The following is a 17,599-nucleotide window of genomic DNA, read 5'->3' as shown; positions in this document are numbered from 1 at the left end:
TCCTTTTACCCGCACCACCGTACTGACTATATGACTGAGGTTCCCTTCCACTACGTCGATCTTCGTTCGTTCTGCTACGCCACCGAGGACGAGGCTCGTGTCGAGCGCGCGCTTCGGACCCTCCTGCCGGATGAGTTCGAGATCAACCGAGCCGTGAGCGAGGGCCATCACGGCGACCGGATCGTGGTGCTCTCGGCGCGCGCCGAGAACGCCGACGACGTCCGTCACGTTCTCGACCGCCTCGCGGACCTCGACCTCGATCGGATCCGCGACGAGCTCGGCGACCGGGTGAACGACAACTGCGCGCTGTTCATGCGCCTCGACAAGCAGGCGGCCTACAAGGGCCGGGTCGAGCGGGGCGAGGGACTCGAACTCCGGGGGAAGATCGAAGCCTACCCCGCGAAGAAGGAAGCGGCGGTCGAGAACGCCGCCGACGCGCTCGAAGCGCGGTCGTAGATGGTCAACTACTACGAGGCAGTCCGGGCGTCTCCCGACGGCGAGAGCACCGCTGCACGGCTCGCCCAGACCGCGGCGGAGTACGAGTTCGACGGGATCGTGGTCCGAAACGCAGCCGAAGCGGGACTGCTCGACGAATCCAATCGCGACGGGCCGGACGGCGAAGAGATCGCTGCGGAGTACGACGTCGATGTCGTTGACGCGATCGGGATCGAGGCCGACGACGCTTCCGCGGCGAGCGCGCGCGTCAAGGATTGTCGCGACGAGCGCACCCTGGTGCTGGTCGAGGGATCACGCGCGCTGAACCGCTTCGCGTGCGAGGAACCCCGCGTCGACGTGCTCGCCGGTCCGATGGCCGACGGCGACGTGAACCACGTCCTCGCGCGTGCGGCCGCACGGAACGGCGTGCGTTTCGAGTTCGATTTCGGGCGAGTGCTCCGGCTGAGCGGCGGTCGGCGAGTCCAGGCACTTGCCGACCTCCGGAAGCTCCGCGAGATCGCCTTCCAGTACGACGCGCCGTACGTGGTGAGCGCGAGCCCAGAGAACCACCTTCAGCTCCGCGCACCGCGCGAACTCCTCGCGATCGGCGAGACGATCGGGTTCGATCGCGAGGACATCGAGCGGGGGCTCGCCGAATGGAGTCGACTCGCCGCGCGGAATCGTGAGCGCCTAAGCGAGTCGTTCATTGAGCCAGGGGTCGAACGTGGTCGGTATGAAGAAGACGATTGAGGAGCACGCGGCACGGTTCGACGATCACGCTACGGCCTACGACGAAAGTCAGGACAGCGACGAGTACCGGGCGTGTGCCTCTCTCGTCGTGGAACACGCCAGCCCCGAGCCCGACGACACCGTGCTCGATCTCGGGACAGGGACGGGGGCGATCGCGCTCGCACTCGCGCCCGACGCCGAGCGCGTCGTCGGCCGAGATATCTCCGCAGGGATGATGGACGAAGCCCAAGCGAAGGCCGAGGAGGTCGGGATCGACAACCTCGCGCTTGCGGAGGGAAGCTTCCGAGAGCCCGCCGTCGACGATCCCGTGGATATCGTGGTCTCGAACTTCGCGATGCATCACCTGAGCGACGACGAAAAGCGCGAGGCGATCGAGACGATCGCGGGGCTGGCTCCCCACAAATTCGTCCTCGGCGACGTGATGCTCTTCGGCGAGGCCGATCCCGACGCACCGTTTTACAGCCCCGAGGTCGACGATCCCGCGACCGTCGGGACGCTCGCGGACGCGCTGACCGACGCGGGCTTTTCGCTCACCGCGGTCGAGCGCGTCCACGATCAGGTCGGCGTGCTGGTCGCCGAACGTGCCGCAGTCGGCGACGGTGTCGACGCGACGGCTGCGGACGGCGCGTCAGGGGCGTTCGGGCTGGACGGGGCGGACGCGGAGGAATGAAACACCTCCCGAAACACCTCCGGCCGCGCCGGCGGTATCTCGCGATCGCGATCGAGGCGTGGCCCGACGCCGATCCCGGGAAACACGCGTTCCAGCGCGCGTGTTGGTACGCCGCCCAGAACCTGCTTGGCGATCCGGGAGCCGCGGACGTCGATCTCCGGGTTCTCGACTTCTCGTTCGCCGACGGAGACGGGACCGCGATCGTCCGTGTGCGACACGGGGAGGTCGAGCGGGCGCGCGCTGCGATCGCGTGCGTCGACGAGATCTCGGGGTCGCCGGTCGGCGTTCGGGTGCTCGGAGTGAGCGGGACGGTTCGTGCCTGTGAAGAAAGGTATATAGGTCGCGCGTCCCGAGGAGCGGCCGAGAGAAACGTCGTGTTCGCGGACTCACAGCGGCCCGCTGTCGTGCGGAACGGGCGATTCGACGTTCACGGGGAACCCGGGTTCGTGGGAGCGACGTCGCTCGATATCTGAACTATGCAGGGACAATCCCAACAACAGGCCTACGACCGCGGGGTCTCGATCTGGTCACCGGACGGGCGGCTTTATCAAGTCGAGTACGCTCGCGAGGCGGTCAAGCGCGGCACGGCGAGCATCGGCGTCCGGACGCCGGACGGTGTCGTGCTCGCGGTCGACAAGCGCTTCCGGTCGCCGCTCGAAGAGCGCTCCAGCGTCGAGAAGATCCACAAGGCCGACGATCACATCGGTATCGCCAGCGCGGGCCACGTCGCCGACGCCCGCCAGCTCATCGACTTCGCCCGCCAGCAGGCCCAGGTCAACCAGCTCCGGTACGGCGAGCCGGTCGGCGTCGAGACGCTCACCAAGGACATCACCGACCACATCCAGCAGTACACCCAGGTCGGCGGTGCGCGCCCGTTCGGCGTCGCACTCATCATCGGTGGCGTCGAGGACGGCGAACCCCGTCTCTACGAGACCGATCCGTCGGGGACGGCGAGCGAATGGCAGGCGCTCGCGGTCGGGTCAGGCCGCGCGGAGATGCTCGATCACCTCGAAGAGAACTACCGCGAGGAGATGGACCTGGACGCCGGGGTCGGGCTCGCGCTCGAAACCCTCGCGACCGCGACCGACGACGAGCCTGACGCCGCCGAGATCGGCGTCGCCACCGTCGACGTCGAGACCGAACGCCTCGCCCAGCTCGACGACGACGAGATCGACTCGTACATCGACGAACTCGAGCTGGACGTCGACGAGTCGGCCGAGGAATAACGGACACCACGTTCCCGGTTCCCTTCTCGGGCCACAGTTCTGTTTTGGGTCGTGAGCGACCGTTGCGGCTGTCACCGATTGGCCGATCAGTGTGGCTGCTAGGCTACGTCTCGGTCGTCAGTGTTCCGCCGGTGGGGTCTTCGGCAGCAGCTTGCCAGTGAGTGGTGTCGGAATCGTCACCGGACGCGGTAGGAGTCACCGCCGGGGATGAACCGGCCGAGATCGGTCTCGCGCCGGTAGTCGGTCGCGAGGAGGGTTTCGAGCGCGCGGGTCAGCCGATCGGCGTCGTCCTCGGTCCAGTCCGCGAGTTCGGTGACCGGGAGGACGAGCCAGCCGCCGCCGCGGAGTTCGGTCGCGTGGAGTGCGTCCATATCGAGATCGCCAGCCACCGGGCGAGCGGTGTAGTGTTCGAGAACGTATCTGGTCGCGCGCTCGCCGACCGGGAGGAGGACGTGGGCGCTGATCGCGCGGAGTTCGGCGTCGAAGAAGCGCTCACAGTCGGCGTACGACGCCGGCGTGGGTTCGTCGGCGACGCAGGTGTGGAGATACGAGAAGAAGGTCTCGTCGGTCGTTGGGGCGTCGGAGTCTGGTTCGTCGAGTAGTCCGGCTGCATGGAGAACGCGTTGGAGGCGACGGCCGGCGGCGTTCGTGAAGGGAACGCCAGTTTCGACGCCACCGTGAACGCCGGGATGATCGCCGATGACGTGGAAATCGGCGTTGGCGTCGCCGTAGCCGGGGACGAACTGCTCGCACGGCGGGCGCATCCCGAAGGGGTTGCTCGTGCGGTCGGTGACGTTCTGCACGGTCGGTGTCCGCAGTCGTGGTCAAAAGGTGGTACGGTTCGCGACGGGAGCCCAACGACCATGGAAACATCGATCGACGGTACGCGACCGGAACACTACAGCGTGTACCCGTCGATCGTCCGTCCGGCGTACCGGGAGGCGAGCCAGCCCACGACGCCGATCGACAGCGCGGTGAGCAGAACACCGACCGTCGTTACCGTCGTGGGCGAGACGTCGATGGCTGTGGCGATTCCCGGTGCGATCGATGGGACACCAACGGCGAGAGCGGGCAGCGCGAACACGAACAAGCCGAGTGAGAACACTGCGAACGCCGTGAGGCTCGGGACGACCGCCTCACGATTCCCCGTGATGGTTACACTCCCGAATCGAGGAAAGGCGGCCCCGATGCCGACCGCGAGCCCCGAACCACCCACACAGCACGTCACTGCGGCGACGGCGAGAGCGGCGATCGAGACGGCATCGAGCGGACTGAAAGCACCCACGACGACCGTCGTGATCGTCGTTGCGGGCGCGCCGATCGCGACTCCAGGGAGGATCTTTCCCCGGACCAGCCGCGTGCCGGATGCCGACGCAGTGAGCGTGACGGGAAGCGTCGCACTCTCGTCGCCGATCGGATTGAGTGCGAACGCCGCACCGGTCATCCACGCACCGTAGATCGCGACGAGCGCGGGGAGTGTCGGCGGGACCGCGCCCGTGCGGACGGCGTTCTGAAGCGGGACAACGAACACGAACGCCGGGTAGAGCACGTAGCTGAGGGTGATCGGCGCGCGCTGCGCACGCAGCCACGTCTTCCTCGCGACCGCGAGCGTGGGCCGTGCAACGATACCTTCGAAAATCGATACTGGTGTATCGTCGATCCCGCTCGCCTCCACAGCGTTGCCATCGTCGTCGGGCTGGATGGCGTCGGCGTACCAGTACCGGCCCGCGAGCCGGATCGAGAGACCGGTGAACGCCGGGACGCCGACGAGTAGCGTGCCTGCGGCGAATCCGGCCCGCAGTGGGCTCACGCTCGCGCCGGGCGCGCCGAGCAGCGCGAGATCCGCGAGCCAGCCTGTCGGCAGCCCGCCGAGCAGTGCGTAGAGATCGAACGAACTGCCCGTGATGCTCGCGAACTGTGGGAAGAAGACGACCGCCATGTACACGAGAAAAGCGACCGCGCCGATGGCGGTCTTGTGGCTCGCGAGGAACTGCGAGCGGGCGAACCCGAGCTTCAGCGCCATCCCGAGCGCGAATCCGGCGGTGACTCCGAGGGCAGCGAGTCCCAGCACCGCTCCGGGAAGCACTACCGCGCTGAGCGGGGAGCGCGCGCCGAGTGCGAACCCGATCGCGACGCCGGCGACCGGCACGATGCCGATGACGAGCAGTCGCGCGAACTCCGTGAGGAGCACCCCGGCAGCGGCGTCGCGTGCGGGGATCGTGGTCAAGATTCCCTCGCGTTCGTCGAGATCGCCGGTCTGCTGGAGCACGCGATAGGCGTTGCCAACGGCGCTGAGCAGGAGGAAAAACGTCGTGACTCCGCGGATCGGACTGAGCGGGAACGAGAGTCCGCCCTCGTGGAGTGCACGTCCGAGGAAGTACGCCCCGAACGGCGCGGCGACGACGAGCAACGCGGGGAACATCATCGCGAGCCCGAGCAGCGCGAGTCGACCGGGGTTCGCCTGGAGTTTGCGCCACGACCGCCGTATCTCGATCCGTGCGACGAGACGTGCATTGCGGACCGAAGGCAGTGTCGTCACGATGCCATCCCGTTCGGTCGGCCGGGAGGCTTCGTCGATCGAGGTCCAGAATGGGGCGGATCGGCCATGCACCCGGTCGTGTAAGCTCGAACAAAATACTTTCCAACCGGAACGACCGTCAGTAGATCACGTAGAGCATCGCGTACACCACCACGCCGAGAGCGAACGAAACCAGCCAGAGGCTCGCGGCGACGCGCCCGATGCGGCGGTGGCTCGTCTGCGGGAGCTCCTCGATCGGTCGCGTGAGCGCGAGCAAGAGGACGTAGTACAGCAGCGGCACACAGACGATCGCGAGCGTGATGTGGATCGCGAGGACCGGGAGATAGACGAACTGGTAGATCGTCTCGGGGCCAGGGAAGGGCGCAGTGCCCACGAGTGCGACCCTGTAGAGATAGAGGGTGAGAAAGGCGACGAACAAAACGAGCGACGCCAGCATGAGCGCGCGGTGGCGGTCGACGTTGCCGCGACGGATGGCGCGCCACGCGGTCGTGATGGTGCCGATGGCGACGAGGCTGATGGCGGCGTTCACGTGCGGGATCGCGTCGACGATTCCGGCGGGGACGCGCGGGAGCGATTCGACGGGGAGGGCCCCGAGAACGGCTCCGAACACGAGCGCGAGCGAGATCGCGGAGAGCACACCGGTCAGCGCGGGGACGTGATCGCGAGCGCGGAGCTCCATAGCTCCGATTGGCTCGTGAAACCCTTGTACCTACCCGTCTGCGTCGAACTCACCGAGGGTTCGCTGTCCCTGGCTCGACCCAGCGCCGGAGCGTTCCTCGTCGGTGTTCGAATCTTCGTTCGTCCACTCCGTCAGTTCGGCCGCGCCTATTGATCCGGTCTCGTCGGTCGGATCGGTTCCGCCGTCCGATCGGCCGTCGGCCTGTTCGTCAACGGGCTCGACCGTCTCCCAGCCGTCGAGGTCGGACTGTTCGCCCGCAGCGAACGCGAGGTTCGAGACCCGGACGCCGAGCTTTCTGACGTCGGCCTCGTGGAACTCGGAGAGCAAGGAGAGCGCGACATCGTCGACGAGATCGGCGTCGGCCACGGGACCGGGCAGCGAGCGTGCGCGGGTGTTGACGTCGAACGGCGGCGTCACGACCTTGATACCGATCGTCTGGTAGAGCGCGTCCTCGCGGTCGGCACGGTCGGCGACCGCCGCCGCGAGCGTCGTCACTCGGTCGCGTTTCGCGTCGGTGTCGGCGGTCGCCTCGGTGAACGCCGACTCACGCGAGAGACTCTTCGGCCGACCGACGGGCGTCACCGGCCTGTGGTCGTCGCCTCGGGCGAATTCCCAAATCTCCCGACCGCGCTCGCCGAAGGGGGCGAGTACGTCGGGATCGGCCGCCGCGAGATCGCCCGCAGTCTCGATCTCGATCTCGCGGAGTTCGCGGGCCGTGACGGGCCCCACCCCGTGAACGGCCTCGACATCGAGCGGCGCGAAGAACTCGCGGACTTCGCCGGGTTCGACGACCACGAGCCCGTCGGGTTTGTCGTGGTCGCTCGCGACCTTCGCGGCGCTCATCGTGGGCGCGACGCCGACGCTCGCGACCACACCCACGGACTCGTGGATGCGCTCTTTCACGTGGCGGGCGTACCCCTCGGCGAGCGTCCGGTCGTTGACGCGCTCCCATCCTGTGCGGTCGGTGACGTCGAGATACGCTTCGTCGATGCTCACCGCCCGGACGGTGTCGGCGCAGTCGTCGAGGACGGATCGTACCTCGTCACTTATGGTTTCGTAAAACTCCATGTCGACCGCACAGTAGTGACCCACCGCGTCGGTGTCGTCGGGATCGTCGACGTCTTCGACGCGCGGAAGGCGGTCGAGCGCCGTCGTGATCCCCTGTGCGCTCTCGATCCCGTGGGCACGGGCCTCGTAGCTCGCAGTCGCAACCGCACCGTGGGACTCGCCGGGTTCGTAGCCCATCCCGACGACCACGGGCTCACCACGCAGCTCCGGCTTGCGGAGGCGCTCGCACGCGGCGTAAAAACAGTCCATGTCGACGTGACAGATCACGCGGTCGGGGTCGTCGTCAGCGACGCCCGGCAGGCGCGGATCGCCACGCTCGGCCATACATCAAGGAGGCCGGCGGTCGTCATGAGCGTTCGGACTCGCTGGACGTACGGCGTTCCGTGATGGCACTGAATCGAGGGTCGATGGATCGTCGAAACTGTCGTTTTCCCAGGGTAGTGTTCAGATACGCAGATTCGATGCGACGGCGAACGATCGCAACCACTCGTCGGCAGTTGCTGCGCCGGCATGACTGAAACAGTTCGAGAACGAGGCGGTACGTCGTTTTCCCTCGCGGAAGACACGTCCGGCGCTGTTACGATTTCCGTGTCGTTCGGAGCGGAAATCGAGGCTGTCGGCGGCGGCAGGCTTCGTGTAGCGGTGTTGCGCCGTCGATGAGAAACGTGGCGTCATCGACGTGGTGCTTCTCACGGAGTTCGGCGGAGAAGCCAGAGCGAGAGCGGTGTTTCTGGTGGGATCAAGCTTCGTGTGCAGCAGTTCGTTCGACTCGGGATCGACCGCAGCGTACAGCCAGTAGCGCTCGTCGTCGAGTCGGATCACGGTCTCGTCGACCGCGACGTGATCCGGCGTCCTGCCGGACTCTGGCTGTAACTCCGCCTTGTGAACCCAGTTATTGATCGTGGATCGAGCGCGACTAACGCCGAACACATCGAGAATCGAGACAGTATTTAAAAGCGAAAGACCGGCGAGATGCAACTGGATTCCGAGCTTCATCAACAGTCGTGGCGTTGCTTCTCGCTTCACAAAACCTCACTCGATCTCGTCCAAACAACCGTTGAGGCGGGTGGATTTCCGCATGGATCACTGAAATCACACCGCGCCTCACTGTTCAGCCGTATCTGAACACCGCCCTGAGAACCAGCGAAGGAGTTATATTGCTCGACCCCAAACTGAAAAACACTTCGAACGTTCTGTAGTGTCGTCGATCACACCATTCGAGCATCCAGCATCATGGCCGATACGCGCGAACGCACACGAGAGGCCGAGGAGGAGAGCGACGCCGAAACCGAACGCGAAAGTGAGGTAGATCAGGAACGAGAACACGAAGAGGAGGCCCCCGAGGACGAGCTGGTGTGTCCGGAGTGTAGCGGCCGACTAGTCAGCGACACCGAACACGGCGAGACCGTCTGTACTGACTGCGGACTCGTCGTCGAGGCCGACGAGATCGATCGCGGCCCCGAGTGGCGCGCCTTCGACTCCGCCGAGCGCGATCAGAAGTCGCGAGTGGGTGCGCCCACCACGAACATGATGCACGACAAGGGCCTCTCGACCAACATCGGCTGGCAGGACAAGGACGCCTACGGCAACAGTCTCTCCAGCCGTCAGCGCCAGAAAATGCAGCGCCTCCGCACCTGGAACGAGCGCTTCCGCACCCGCGACTCCAAGGAGCGAAACCTCAAACAGGCCCTCGGCGAGATCGATCGGATGGCCTCCGCTCTGGGGCTTCCCGACAGCGTGCGCGAGACCGCGAGCGTCATCTACCGCCGCGCGCTCGACGAGGACCTTCTGCCTGGGCGCTCCATCGAGGGTGTCTCGACCAGTGCGCTGTATGCGGCGGCACGGCAGGCCGGTACCCCTCGCTCGCTTGACGAAATCGCTACCGTCTCTCGGGTCGAAAAGAGCGAGGTCGCCCGGACGTACCGGTACGTGGCACGCGAGCTCGGCCTGGAGATCCGGCCCGCCGACCCCGCGAGCTACGTCCCCCGCTTCGCCTCCGATCTCGACCTCTCCGAGGAGTCCGAGCGCCGCGCCCGACAGCTCCTCGACACTGCCAAAGAAGAGGGCGTCCACAGCGGGAAGAGCCCCGTCGGGCTGGCGGCTGCTGCGGTCTACGCCGCTGCGCTCCTCACCAACGAGAAAGTCACCCAGGGCGCTGTTTCGGAAGTCGCCGACATCTCCGAAGTCACCATCCGCAACCGATATCACGAACTCCTCGAAGCCGAAGAGCAGGTTCAGGCTCCGTAGATCGCGTTCTCCTCAGCCGCTCGTTCGCGTGTCGCAAAGCCGAAACCGGACCGTCGTGTTCGTCGATCATGGAAACGACCCGCCATCTCACGGCGACGGTGTACGTCGTCAACGACGGAGCGACGGCGCTCCACGAACATCCTCGACTCGGTATCACGATCCCACCGGGCGGCCACGTCGACCGTGACGAACTACCGTACGAGGCGGGACTCCGTGAGGTCCACGAGGAGACGGGGCTCGACGCCGATCTCGTCGCCAGCGTGCCGGACATCGACGCGCCTGCCGGACGGGCGCTCCCACAGCCGCGGTACCGGATGCTCTACGACGTCGACGTGCATCCCGATGGTCGAGTGAGCCACCAGCATATCGATCTCGTCTACTTCGCCCGTGTGGATCGTCGCGAGATCGAACCCGCGGGCGACGACGAGCCCGGATCGGACGCGTGGGCGTGGTACGCGTCCGACGATCTCCACACGAGTGACCTCGACGCCGACACGGTGCAGATCGGTTGTGAAGCCATCGCTACCGTCGGGAACGACATCTGATGGGATCGAGTGGGGCTGCTGTCGCGACCGGGGGCGGGGGCAGAAAATCGATCGTGAGCGCTCAGTTCGATGAACGATCAGTTCGACTGCTGGCGTTTTGCGTGCTGGTGGAAGGGCGCGGCGGCGATCTGTGTTCGGAGCCGTTCGATCGCGGCACGGTCGACGCCGTCCGAGAAGCGATCGACGATCGCGAGTACCTCCGCTCGCGAGATCTTCACACCCCCATCACGGACGACGTCCTCGGCACGCTCGTCGAGTTCGCGGAGGGTGCCGACCGCGAGCAGGTAAGGGACGGTCCACGCCGCGAGCGTGTTGCCGCGGGTCTCGGGCGTCGCTTCGAGGTAGGTTCGCGCGCCGTCGACGTAGCCCGACGCGTGGTCGGCGACCCGCCGGATCACGCTCGCGACCGCGGAGGTGTTCTCGGGGTCACAGACCCCGTCGGGCTCGACGCCGTGCTCGCGGAGCCACGTCGCGGGGAGATAGACGTTGTTCTCCTCGCGGTAGTCGTCGGTGACGTCCTTCGCGACATTCACGAGCTGGAGCAGGAGGGCGAACGAGCGGTCGTTCTCACGGAGTTGGCGCGTCCGCTCCGGGGAGGCGTCCCGTGCGAGGAGGTTCGTGATCAGCGTCCCGATCGTACCCGCGACGTACCAGCAGTACTCCTCCAGTTCGTCGACGGTTTCGATTCGAATGCCCTCGGTATCGGCGTAGCGTTCGACGAACATCGCCATCCCGGAGACGAGTTCGCGGATGGGATCGCGGGCTGCCTCGCGCGCGCTCGGATCGAGGTCCTCGAATGCCCGGACGACGCGCGGGGCACGAGCGACCACGGTCCAGTCGGCGTCGGGATCGGCGGGGAGCCACGGCTCGACTGCTTCGGCGAACGCCTCGATCCCGGTCGTGTCGTCGGGATCGAGCGCGCGGTCGTACGTCTCTAACAGATCGACCTGGACATCGGAGGGAATGTGGCCGGCGTCCTCGACGGTGTCGGCGACGCGACAGAGGAGATAGCTGACGCAGATCTGGGTGGCCATCGGCTCGTCGAGCACGTCGACGGTGATGGCGAACGTGCGCGAGGTCCCGTCGAGCGCATCGTGACACCACTGTCGACGCTCCGCGTCCGTCGACTCGCCGGAGCCAGCAGTCATCTCGCCCCGATGTTCGGGGTTGAGCTACAAAAGCCCTGAGAAACGAACGCCCGTTTTCGACCGATCGTCGCCCGGTCCACAACCGTGTCGACGATTGGTCGTCGCGGATCGTCCGAGCGACACCACACCGAACCCCTACCCGAAGACGCTCGCGAGTCGGTTCTTGATCCGGCGTTTGACGCCGCCGCTCGCCTGGCGGAAACTGATCCGCCACGGGGTCCGCTTGCCGACCACTCTGGTGCGGCCCGCACGGATCGCGTCGAGCACACCTTCGACCGACCGCTCGTCGGCGTCGATCTCCGTGACGGCTTGACCGACGAGCTCCGCGATGTGGGCGTCGCTGCCCGCCGTCATCGGGAGATCGTTCGTCTCCGCAAAGCGCTCGGCCCGGCGGTTCGAGCGCCCGGTGAGCAGCCGGGAGTTGTACGTCTCGATCGCGTCGGCGCTCGCGAGCGTGTCGCGGGTGATGTGGGGGGCGACGCCGCTGCGCGAGCGCTGGAACGGATGGGGAACGACCGCGATCCCGTCCTGCTCGCGGATGCGCGCGAGGGTCTCCTCGAACGGCAGCCCCGCGGGAACCCGTTCGTCAATTCCGAGCGCGAGCACGTGGCCGGCGGCGCTACTCACCTCGGAGCCGGGAATCCCGATGAGACCGTAGTCCGACGCCCGCTCGGCGGCCGCGAGGCTGGCGTCGATCTCGTCGTGGTCGGTGACGGCGAGCACATCGAGACCGACGGCCTCGGCCTGGGAGAGCAGAAGGTCGACCGGATCACGGCCGTCGAAGGAGAGTTCTGAGTGACAGTGGAGCTCGGCCGACAGCACGGGTGAGATCATCGGTCGGTAGAGCAAAAGCGTCCCGGTTCCCAACGTTCCCCCGTCACCAGCCGGACTGCATGGGTACACTTGTGTTCGCAATGCCGTCACTTTTAGGGGCGGTGGCGCGCGGGCGGCGCGAACGGAGCGAGCGCCGCCGAATGCGCGAACGAGGAGCGCAGCGACCCGTGAGCGCGGGAGCGGAGCGCGGCGCGACCGAAGGGAGGGCCGCGGACGCGAACGGGGAGGGCCGACCCGTGAGCACGCCGAAGACGCGCGACTCGTGCGAGGTCTGCGCGAGCGGTGCGAGGCGCGAACGGAGTGAGCGTGGTTCGAAAGACGCTTCGCGTCTTTCGTCATCACGAGAGAGCTTCGCTCTCTCGGACGACCTCGAATGCGAACGGCGAGTAGCGAGGGACCTTCGGTCCCTCGGACCATGCGAGCGGGCTTCGCCCGCGAGCAGACGAAGCGAGCCGTGAGCAGCGAGTGCAGGCTCGTCAGAGCGTCGCTCTGACGGTGGATGACTGAGCCGAGCGAACGGAGTGAGCGAGCGAAGGAATCGGTTGGGGAGGGCGTGGCCTGCGGCCTCTCATGTGAGTCATGATCGTCGTAGACGAGTCAGCCATCGTCGCCGAACTCGTGCTGTCGTTCGACCGGTCTTGCCCGACAGTAACTCAGCCCACTGCGACGGTCCCGTGCTCTCGGGCCATCACAAGCGCTTTACTCGATGTCGCGAATGCACGGATATGCCCCTTCCCGAGGCCGACCGCGAGCGGATCGTCGCGGAGCTCGGCCGCGAGCCGACGCCGGCGGAGGCCGCACTGTTCGAGAATCTCTGGAGTGAACACTGTGCGTACCGCTCCTCGCGCCCACTACTGTCGGCGTTCGACAGCGATAGTGAGGACGTGGTGATCGGCCCAGGCGACGACGCCGCCGTGGTGGCCGTGCCGACGCCCGATGGAACCGACGGTGCGGATGGGAACGACGACATCGACAACCTCTACGTCACGCTCGGGATCGAGAGCCACAACCATCCCTCGTACGTCGATCCGTACGACGGCGCGGCGACGGGCGTCGGCGGGATCGTCCGCGACACGCTCTCGATGGGGGCGTACCCGATCGCGCTGACCGACTCGCTCTACTTCGGTGCGTTCGACGCCGAACACTCCCGCTATCTGTTCGACGGCGTCGTGGAGGGGATCGCGGACTACGGCAACGCGATCGGCGTGCCGACCGTCGGCGGCAGCGTCGCGTTTCATCCCGACTACGAGGGCAACCCCCTCGTGAACGTGGCGTGTGCAGGCCTCCTCTCTGCGGATCGGCTCGTTACCGCCGAGGCACAGCGCGCGGGGAACAAGCTAGTGCTCGTCGGGAACGCCACGGGGCGCGACGGACTGGGCGGGGCGAGTTTCGCGAGTGAGGACCTCGCGGAGGACGCCGAAACCGAGGATCGACCGGCGGTTCAGGTCGGCGATCCCTATACTGAAAAACTCCTGATCGAGGCGAACGAGGCGCTGATCGACGAGGACCTCGTGCAGGCGGCGCGGGATCTTGGAGCCGCCGGACTCGGCGGAGCATCCTCCGAACTGATCGCCAAGGGGGGTTTCGGGGCCGAGATCGATCTGGAAGCAGTCCACCGGCGCGAGCCGGGGATGAACGCGACCGAAATCCTGCTCGCCGAGTCTCAGGAACGGATGTGTTACGAGGTCCGACCGGAGGACACCGATCGAGTGCAGGAGATCGCCGAGCGGTTCGATCTGGGATGTTCGGTCATCGGTGAGATTTCCGGGGGGAACTACACCTGTTCGTTCGACAGTGAGACCGTCGTCGACGTCCCCGCGACCTACCTCGCCGACGGCGCACCGATGAACGACCTTCCCGCCGAACCACCCACGCAACCCGAGCGCGATCTCCCCGGCAGCCCGGTCGATTCGGCGTTCGAGCGGGTTCTGAGCGATCCGAACACCGCGAGTAAGGAGTGGGTCTACCGCCAGTACGATCACGAAGTCGGGCTTCGGACCGCCGTCCGACCGGGCGACGACGCGGCGGTGATGGACCTCCACGAGGCCGGCGTCGGCCTCGCGATCTCGGCGGGCGCGGAGCCGCGCTGGACGAGCGCCGCCCCCTACGAGGGTGCGTGCGCGATCGCGCTCGAAAACGCCACGAATCTCGCCGCCACAGGGGCAAAGCCGCTCGCCGCCGTCGACTGTCTCAACGGCGGCAACCCCGAGAACCCCGACGTCTACGGCGGCTTTTCGGCGATCGTCGACGGCCTCGCCGAGATGTGCAGCGACCTCTCGGTGCCGGTCGTGGGCGGCAACGTCTCGCTCTACAACGACTCGGTGGCGGGCCCGATCCCGCCGACACCGACGCTCGCGATGGTCGGCACGCGAGCATGGGACGACGACGGCCAGGACGCAAGCACCGACGAAGGACCGACGAACGCCAACGAGGGACCGACGCACGCCGACGCCGGGCCGTCGACCGCGCTCGCTGGCAAGGGGGCGCTCCTCGTGGTCGGCGATCGCGTTCTCGACGGCGAACAGGCAGGACTCGGCGGATCGGCGTATCTCGCTCCGGAGGGCTCCGACCGATTCGCCTCGCTGCCGGCGAATCCGGCCGCGCTCGTCGAAGCGCTCGCGACGGTGGCGACTCACGAGGCGACGACCGCGGTCCACGACGCGAGCCACGGGGGGTTGGCGGTGACGCTCGCGGAGATGGTCACGCCGGCTGTGGGTGCGGCTGTCGAGATCGAGGGCCCAGCAAGTCCGGCCGAGCACCTCTTTCACGAACAGCCAGGCCGGGCAGTGATCGAGACCCGGGACCCGGAGGCGGTCCGCGAGGCGTTCACGGGCGTCGCGCCGGTCCACGAACTCGGGTCGACGACCGACACCGGCCGACTCGAAGCGAGCGTCGGCGACACCGAACTCTCGATGTCGGCCGAGACGGTCGCCGAACGTCGGGCAGTGCTCGATCGCGAGATGGACTGAGCGGACGGACCGCGAGAACGACGACGGCGTACCACAACTGTTTCGTCCGCCGCGTCGGGAGATCTGCGCGTGAACGGTTCGCTCGATCGGCGTCTCGTCGTGGTCTCGGGTGCGCTCGCTCCGGTCGTCGCGCTCGGATCGATCTTTCTCGGAACCGCCCTCTCACCGACGTTCTCGTGGGCAGGAAGTGCACTCTCGGACCTCGGCGTGACGCCCGCGAGCGCGCTCGCGTTCAACGGCGGTCTCGTCGCCGGCGGCGTGCTCGCGCTCCCGCTCGCGTGGGTGCTCGCAGCCGATGGTCGATCGACTCTGGGAGCGGTGTTCGGTCTCACGGCCGTCTCGATGGCGCTTGTTGGGGTTTTCCGGTCGGGACACCCGCTTCACTTCCCGGTCGCGCTCAGTTTCTATCTCGGGGCGACCCTGACGATGCTGGTCGACGGGATCGGGGCGCTTCGAGCGGGCGCGCGGACGTGGGGTCTCGCCGCCCTCGGGCTCGCGCTCGTCCACATCGGCTCGTGGGCCGCGTGGAGCACCGGTGTCCGTCCTGGATCGGGGCTCGCGATCCCCGAAGCGATCGGCGCAGTGCTGTTCGCGATCTGGGTGTGGGGAGTCGCGTTGCAGCTCCGCTCGTCCGAAATTCGGGCGTAGCCGACGGTCAGCGGCGCTGTGTGGCGGAAAAACGGGGACGAAAGGGGAGGGGGAGGGTATGATGCCAGGCAGCGGAGTCGTCCCCGTCGATGCGGAGCCAGTCGGGCTCCATCTGAACGTTTTTCGAGGTATTGTAATAAGCTTTGTGTGGCCGACGGTCGAAGAGAGGGTCACGGCGAGCCGTTTCCGGCGAACGTTGTGGCCCGATGGCGAGGGAGCGTCGTCCGCGGCAGTCGACGCCGGCGGTGTCAGTCGGGATCGTGGAGAACGAACTCGATCCGGTCGACATCCGCTCCCTTCGAGGTTCGTTCAACGATCTCGATTCGGCCGAGCTCGCCGAGGCTGTCGACGTGGGTGCCGCCGCACGGACAGACATCGACATCACCGATCGCGACCGCCCGGAGCGGGTCGACGTGCTCGGGGATGAGATCGAGATTGGTCCGGCCATCGGGAGTTTCGGCTTCGAGAGCGTCGCGCGAGCGACGGGATTTTTCGACCGGGAGATCGCGCTCGATCAGGTCGTTCGAGAGTCGCTCGATCGTCCGGAGGTCCTCTGCGTCGAACTGTGCGGGCTCGAAGTCGATCCGGGCGCGATCGGCGTGAATCTGATTGCCCGCCGTACTCGCGTCGAACTCGTCGAGGACGACCTTCGAGACGACGTGTTGGGCGGTGTGGTAGCGCATGTGGGCGTAGCGGCGCTCCCAGTCGAGTTCGCCGTGAGCCGTGGTTCCGGATTCGGGCAGATCACCCTCCAGGGTGTGGCGGATTTCGCCGTGATCCTGGCGGACGTCGACCACGCGCGCCGAGCCGTCATCCCACGAGAGACTCCCGTGATCGGCGGGCTGGCCGCCACCCTCCTTGTAGAAGTACGTGCCGTCGAGAACCACGGTGTGGTCCGCTTCGTCGATGCTCGTCACGCGAGCTTCGAACTCGCGGGTGTACTCGTCGTCGGGGAGATAGCGCTGGTCGCTCACACCACGGGTTCGGCGCGGAAGGGTATCGGGATTGTGCCTCATTCGGCCACGTCGACCGATCGCGCGCTCGCGAGCGCTTCGAGCCGGTCCGGTGCGACTGGGAACACCGCTTCGGGGGTGCCGGCGGCGGCCCAGACCGTCTCGAACCCGGTGAGGGTCTCATCGAGATACACCGGCACGTCCGACTCGTGGCAAAAGGGTGGGACGCCGCCGATCGACCAGCCGAGCGTCTCGCGTACGTCGTCGGCGTCGGCCATTTCGACCTCGCTCTCGGCAACGTCTCGAATCCGGGCGAGGCGCGCCTCGCTCACCCGGTTGGCTCCGCTCGTGACCACGACGACGAGGTCGGGCGCATGAAAGGCGAGCGAACTCGCGATCTGGGCGACGTCACACCCGATCGCGTCGGCGGCGTCGGCCGCCGTCTTGGTTCCTTCCGGGAACTCGTGAACGTCGACGTCGAGGTCGTGTTCTGCGGCGGCGCGGTCGGCGAACGCACGTGCTCGGGGATGCATACCGATCGCTCACACCGCTCGTGAGAAAAGACTGCGGGGTCAGCGCGCTTCGTCGACGTCGACAGCGCCGCTCGACTGGATCCACGCCGTTGGCTCGCGCTCGTCGTAGATGACGATCGCGCCGTCGTCGCGCTCGAAGGCGGCGATGCGCTCTATCGGAGCGGGCGCGTCACTGGACGACTCGGAGGGGGTCTCGTGCGGGGACGTGCTCATTGTCGTGGTATAGGGGGCCTGTTTGGTACTCGCTGTACGATTGAACGAACGGGCCAGATCGTGATAAAGGTTGCCACCCCCACCACCCGGAACGAACGCCGCGGTGGTGTTCGTCGATGATCCACTCGGCCATCGACGATCG

General features: G+C 66.8%; 19 protein-coding genes. 9 read left to right on the top strand and 10 right to left on the bottom strand.

Annotation, left to right across the window (positions count from 1 at the left end):
* Positions 1–30 precede the first annotated feature (30 nt).
* From PHA81_RS04790 to psmA, 5 genes are read left to right on the top strand one after another with little or no spacing between them, the layout of a single operon-like run.
* Positions 31–456 (top strand): RNA-binding protein, encoded by a 426-nt coding sequence (locus PHA81_RS04790; protein WP_005044726.1) that lies wholly within the window; start codon positions 31–33, stop codon positions 454–456.
* Complete coding sequence (locus tag PHA81_RS04785; RefSeq protein WP_005044725.1) at positions 457–1,185, top strand: RNase P subunit p30 family protein; 729 nt, start codon at positions 457–459, stop codon at positions 1,183–1,185.
* Positions 1,169–1,855 carry a class I SAM-dependent methyltransferase gene (locus PHA81_RS04780; RefSeq protein ID WP_005044723.1) on the top strand — a complete coding sequence of 229 codons (687 nt, stop codon included), beginning with the start codon at positions 1,169–1,171 and terminating at the stop codon, positions 1,853–1,855. Before PHA81_RS04785 ends, PHA81_RS04780 begins: the two co-directional genes overlap by 17 nt.
* Positions 1,852–2,328, top strand: coding sequence for an Rpp14/Pop5 family protein (locus tag PHA81_RS04775; protein ID WP_005044720.1), 477 nt, complete (start codon positions 1,852–1,854; stop codon positions 2,326–2,328). The genes PHA81_RS04780 and PHA81_RS04775 overlap by 4 nt, the downstream gene beginning before the upstream one ends.
* A 3-nt stretch (positions 2,329–2,331) precedes the next feature.
* Positions 2,332–3,081: an archaeal proteasome endopeptidase complex subunit alpha gene (gene psmA / locus PHA81_RS04770; protein ID WP_005044718.1), complete on the top strand. Its 750-nt coding sequence runs from the start codon at positions 2,332–2,334 to the stop codon at positions 3,079–3,081.
* 176 nt (positions 3,082–3,257) lie between these two features.
* Here psmA and PHA81_RS04765 read toward each other — a convergent pair whose 3' ends face one another.
* From PHA81_RS04765 to PHA81_RS04745, 5 genes are all read right to left on the bottom strand, one after another.
* Positions 3,258–3,884: a uracil-DNA glycosylase family protein gene (locus PHA81_RS04765; RefSeq protein ID WP_005044716.1), complete on the bottom strand. Its 627-nt coding sequence runs from the start codon at positions 3,882–3,884 to the stop codon at positions 3,258–3,260.
* A 95-nt stretch (positions 3,885–3,979) separates the two neighbouring features.
* Positions 3,980–5,620: a hypothetical protein gene (locus PHA81_RS04760; protein ID WP_241430409.1), complete on the bottom strand. Its 1,641-nt coding sequence runs from the start codon at positions 5,618–5,620 to the stop codon at positions 3,980–3,982.
* A gap of 118 nt (positions 5,621–5,738) precedes the next feature.
* Positions 5,739–6,299, bottom strand: a complete 561-nt coding sequence (locus PHA81_RS04755) for a DUF420 domain-containing protein (protein ID WP_005044713.1) — start codon at positions 6,297–6,299, stop codon at positions 5,739–5,741.
* Between the two features lie 30 nt (positions 6,300–6,329).
* On the bottom strand, positions 6,330–7,691 hold the full coding sequence (dinB, locus tag PHA81_RS04750; protein WP_005044711.1) for a DNA polymerase IV: 1,362 nt from the start codon (positions 7,689–7,691) through the stop codon (positions 6,330–6,332).
* A 120-nt stretch (positions 7,692–7,811) separates the two neighbouring features.
* On the bottom strand, positions 7,812–8,393 hold the full coding sequence (locus tag PHA81_RS04745) for an IS6 family transposase (protein WP_273835513.1): 582 nt from the start codon (positions 8,391–8,393) through the stop codon (positions 7,812–7,814).
* A 207-nt stretch (positions 8,394–8,600) separates the two neighbouring features.
* Here PHA81_RS04745 and PHA81_RS04740 point away from each other — a divergent pair, with 207 nt between their 5' ends.
* Together PHA81_RS04740 and PHA81_RS04735 are read left to right on the top strand one after the other, a co-directional pair.
* Positions 8,601–9,614: a transcription initiation factor IIB gene (locus PHA81_RS04740; RefSeq protein WP_273835511.1), complete on the top strand. Its 1,014-nt coding sequence runs from the start codon at positions 8,601–8,603 to the stop codon at positions 9,612–9,614.
* Positions 9,615–9,682: 68 nt separating this feature from the next.
* Entirely contained in the window at positions 9,683–10,159 is a 477-nt protein-coding gene (locus PHA81_RS04735) for an NUDIX domain-containing protein (protein WP_005044703.1), read from the top strand.
* A gap of 77 nt (positions 10,160–10,236) precedes the next feature.
* Here PHA81_RS04735 and PHA81_RS04730 read toward each other — a convergent pair whose 3' ends face one another.
* Both PHA81_RS04730 and PHA81_RS04725 read right to left on the bottom strand, forming a co-directional pair.
* A complete protein-coding gene (locus PHA81_RS04730; RefSeq protein WP_005044701.1) occupies positions 10,237–11,307 on the bottom strand; it encodes a phytoene/squalene synthase family protein in 1,071 nt (356 codons plus the stop codon).
* Positions 11,308–11,442: 135 nt separating this feature from the next.
* The gene (locus PHA81_RS04725) at positions 11,443–12,129 is read right to left on the bottom strand and encodes a PHP domain-containing protein (protein ID WP_005044698.1); all 687 of its coding nucleotides are present in this window, start codon (positions 12,127–12,129) and stop codon (positions 11,443–11,445) included.
* Between the two features lie 737 nt (positions 12,130–12,866).
* On the opposite strand from PHA81_RS04725, the gene purL reads away from it, so the two are divergent.
* Together purL and PHA81_RS04715 are read left to right on the top strand one after the other, a co-directional pair.
* Positions 12,867–15,110, top strand: coding sequence for a phosphoribosylformylglycinamidine synthase subunit PurL (gene purL / locus PHA81_RS04720; RefSeq protein WP_005044696.1), 2,244 nt, complete (start codon positions 12,867–12,869; stop codon positions 15,108–15,110).
* A 69-nt stretch (positions 15,111–15,179) separates the two neighbouring features.
* Positions 15,180–15,758, top strand: a complete 579-nt coding sequence (locus PHA81_RS04715) for a DUF998 domain-containing protein (RefSeq protein WP_005044694.1) — start codon at positions 15,180–15,182, stop codon at positions 15,756–15,758.
* A gap of 248 nt (positions 15,759–16,006) precedes the next feature.
* Here the strand turns inward: PHA81_RS04715 and PHA81_RS04710 are convergent, their stop codons facing one another.
* Genes PHA81_RS04710 through PHA81_RS04700 form a run of 3 tightly spaced genes read right to left on the bottom strand, consistent with a single transcriptional unit; the run spans position 16,007 to position 17,457 of the window.
* On the bottom strand, positions 16,007–16,732 hold the full coding sequence (locus tag PHA81_RS04710) for an alanyl-tRNA editing protein (RefSeq protein ID WP_049910276.1): 726 nt from the start codon (positions 16,730–16,732) through the stop codon (positions 16,007–16,009).
* Positions 16,733–16,770: 38 nt separating this feature from the next.
* Positions 16,771–17,244, bottom strand: a complete 474-nt coding sequence (locus PHA81_RS04705) for a YbaK/EbsC family protein (protein WP_005044689.1) — start codon at positions 17,242–17,244, stop codon at positions 16,771–16,773.
* Between the two features lie 39 nt (positions 17,245–17,283).
* Positions 17,284–17,457, bottom strand: coding sequence for a hypothetical protein (locus PHA81_RS04700; RefSeq protein ID WP_169317825.1), 174 nt, complete (start codon positions 17,455–17,457; stop codon positions 17,284–17,286).
* Positions 17,458–17,599 lie beyond the last annotated feature (142 nt).

Origin of the sequence: Halococcus sp. PRR34 (assembly GCF_028617175.1) — an archaeon.
Taxonomy (GTDB): domain Archaea; phylum Halobacteriota; class Halobacteria; order Halobacteriales; family Halococcaceae; genus Halococcus; species Halococcus salifodinae.
Note: the sequence above shows the minus strand (reverse complement) of the source record. Positions and strands in the feature narration are given on the sequence as shown.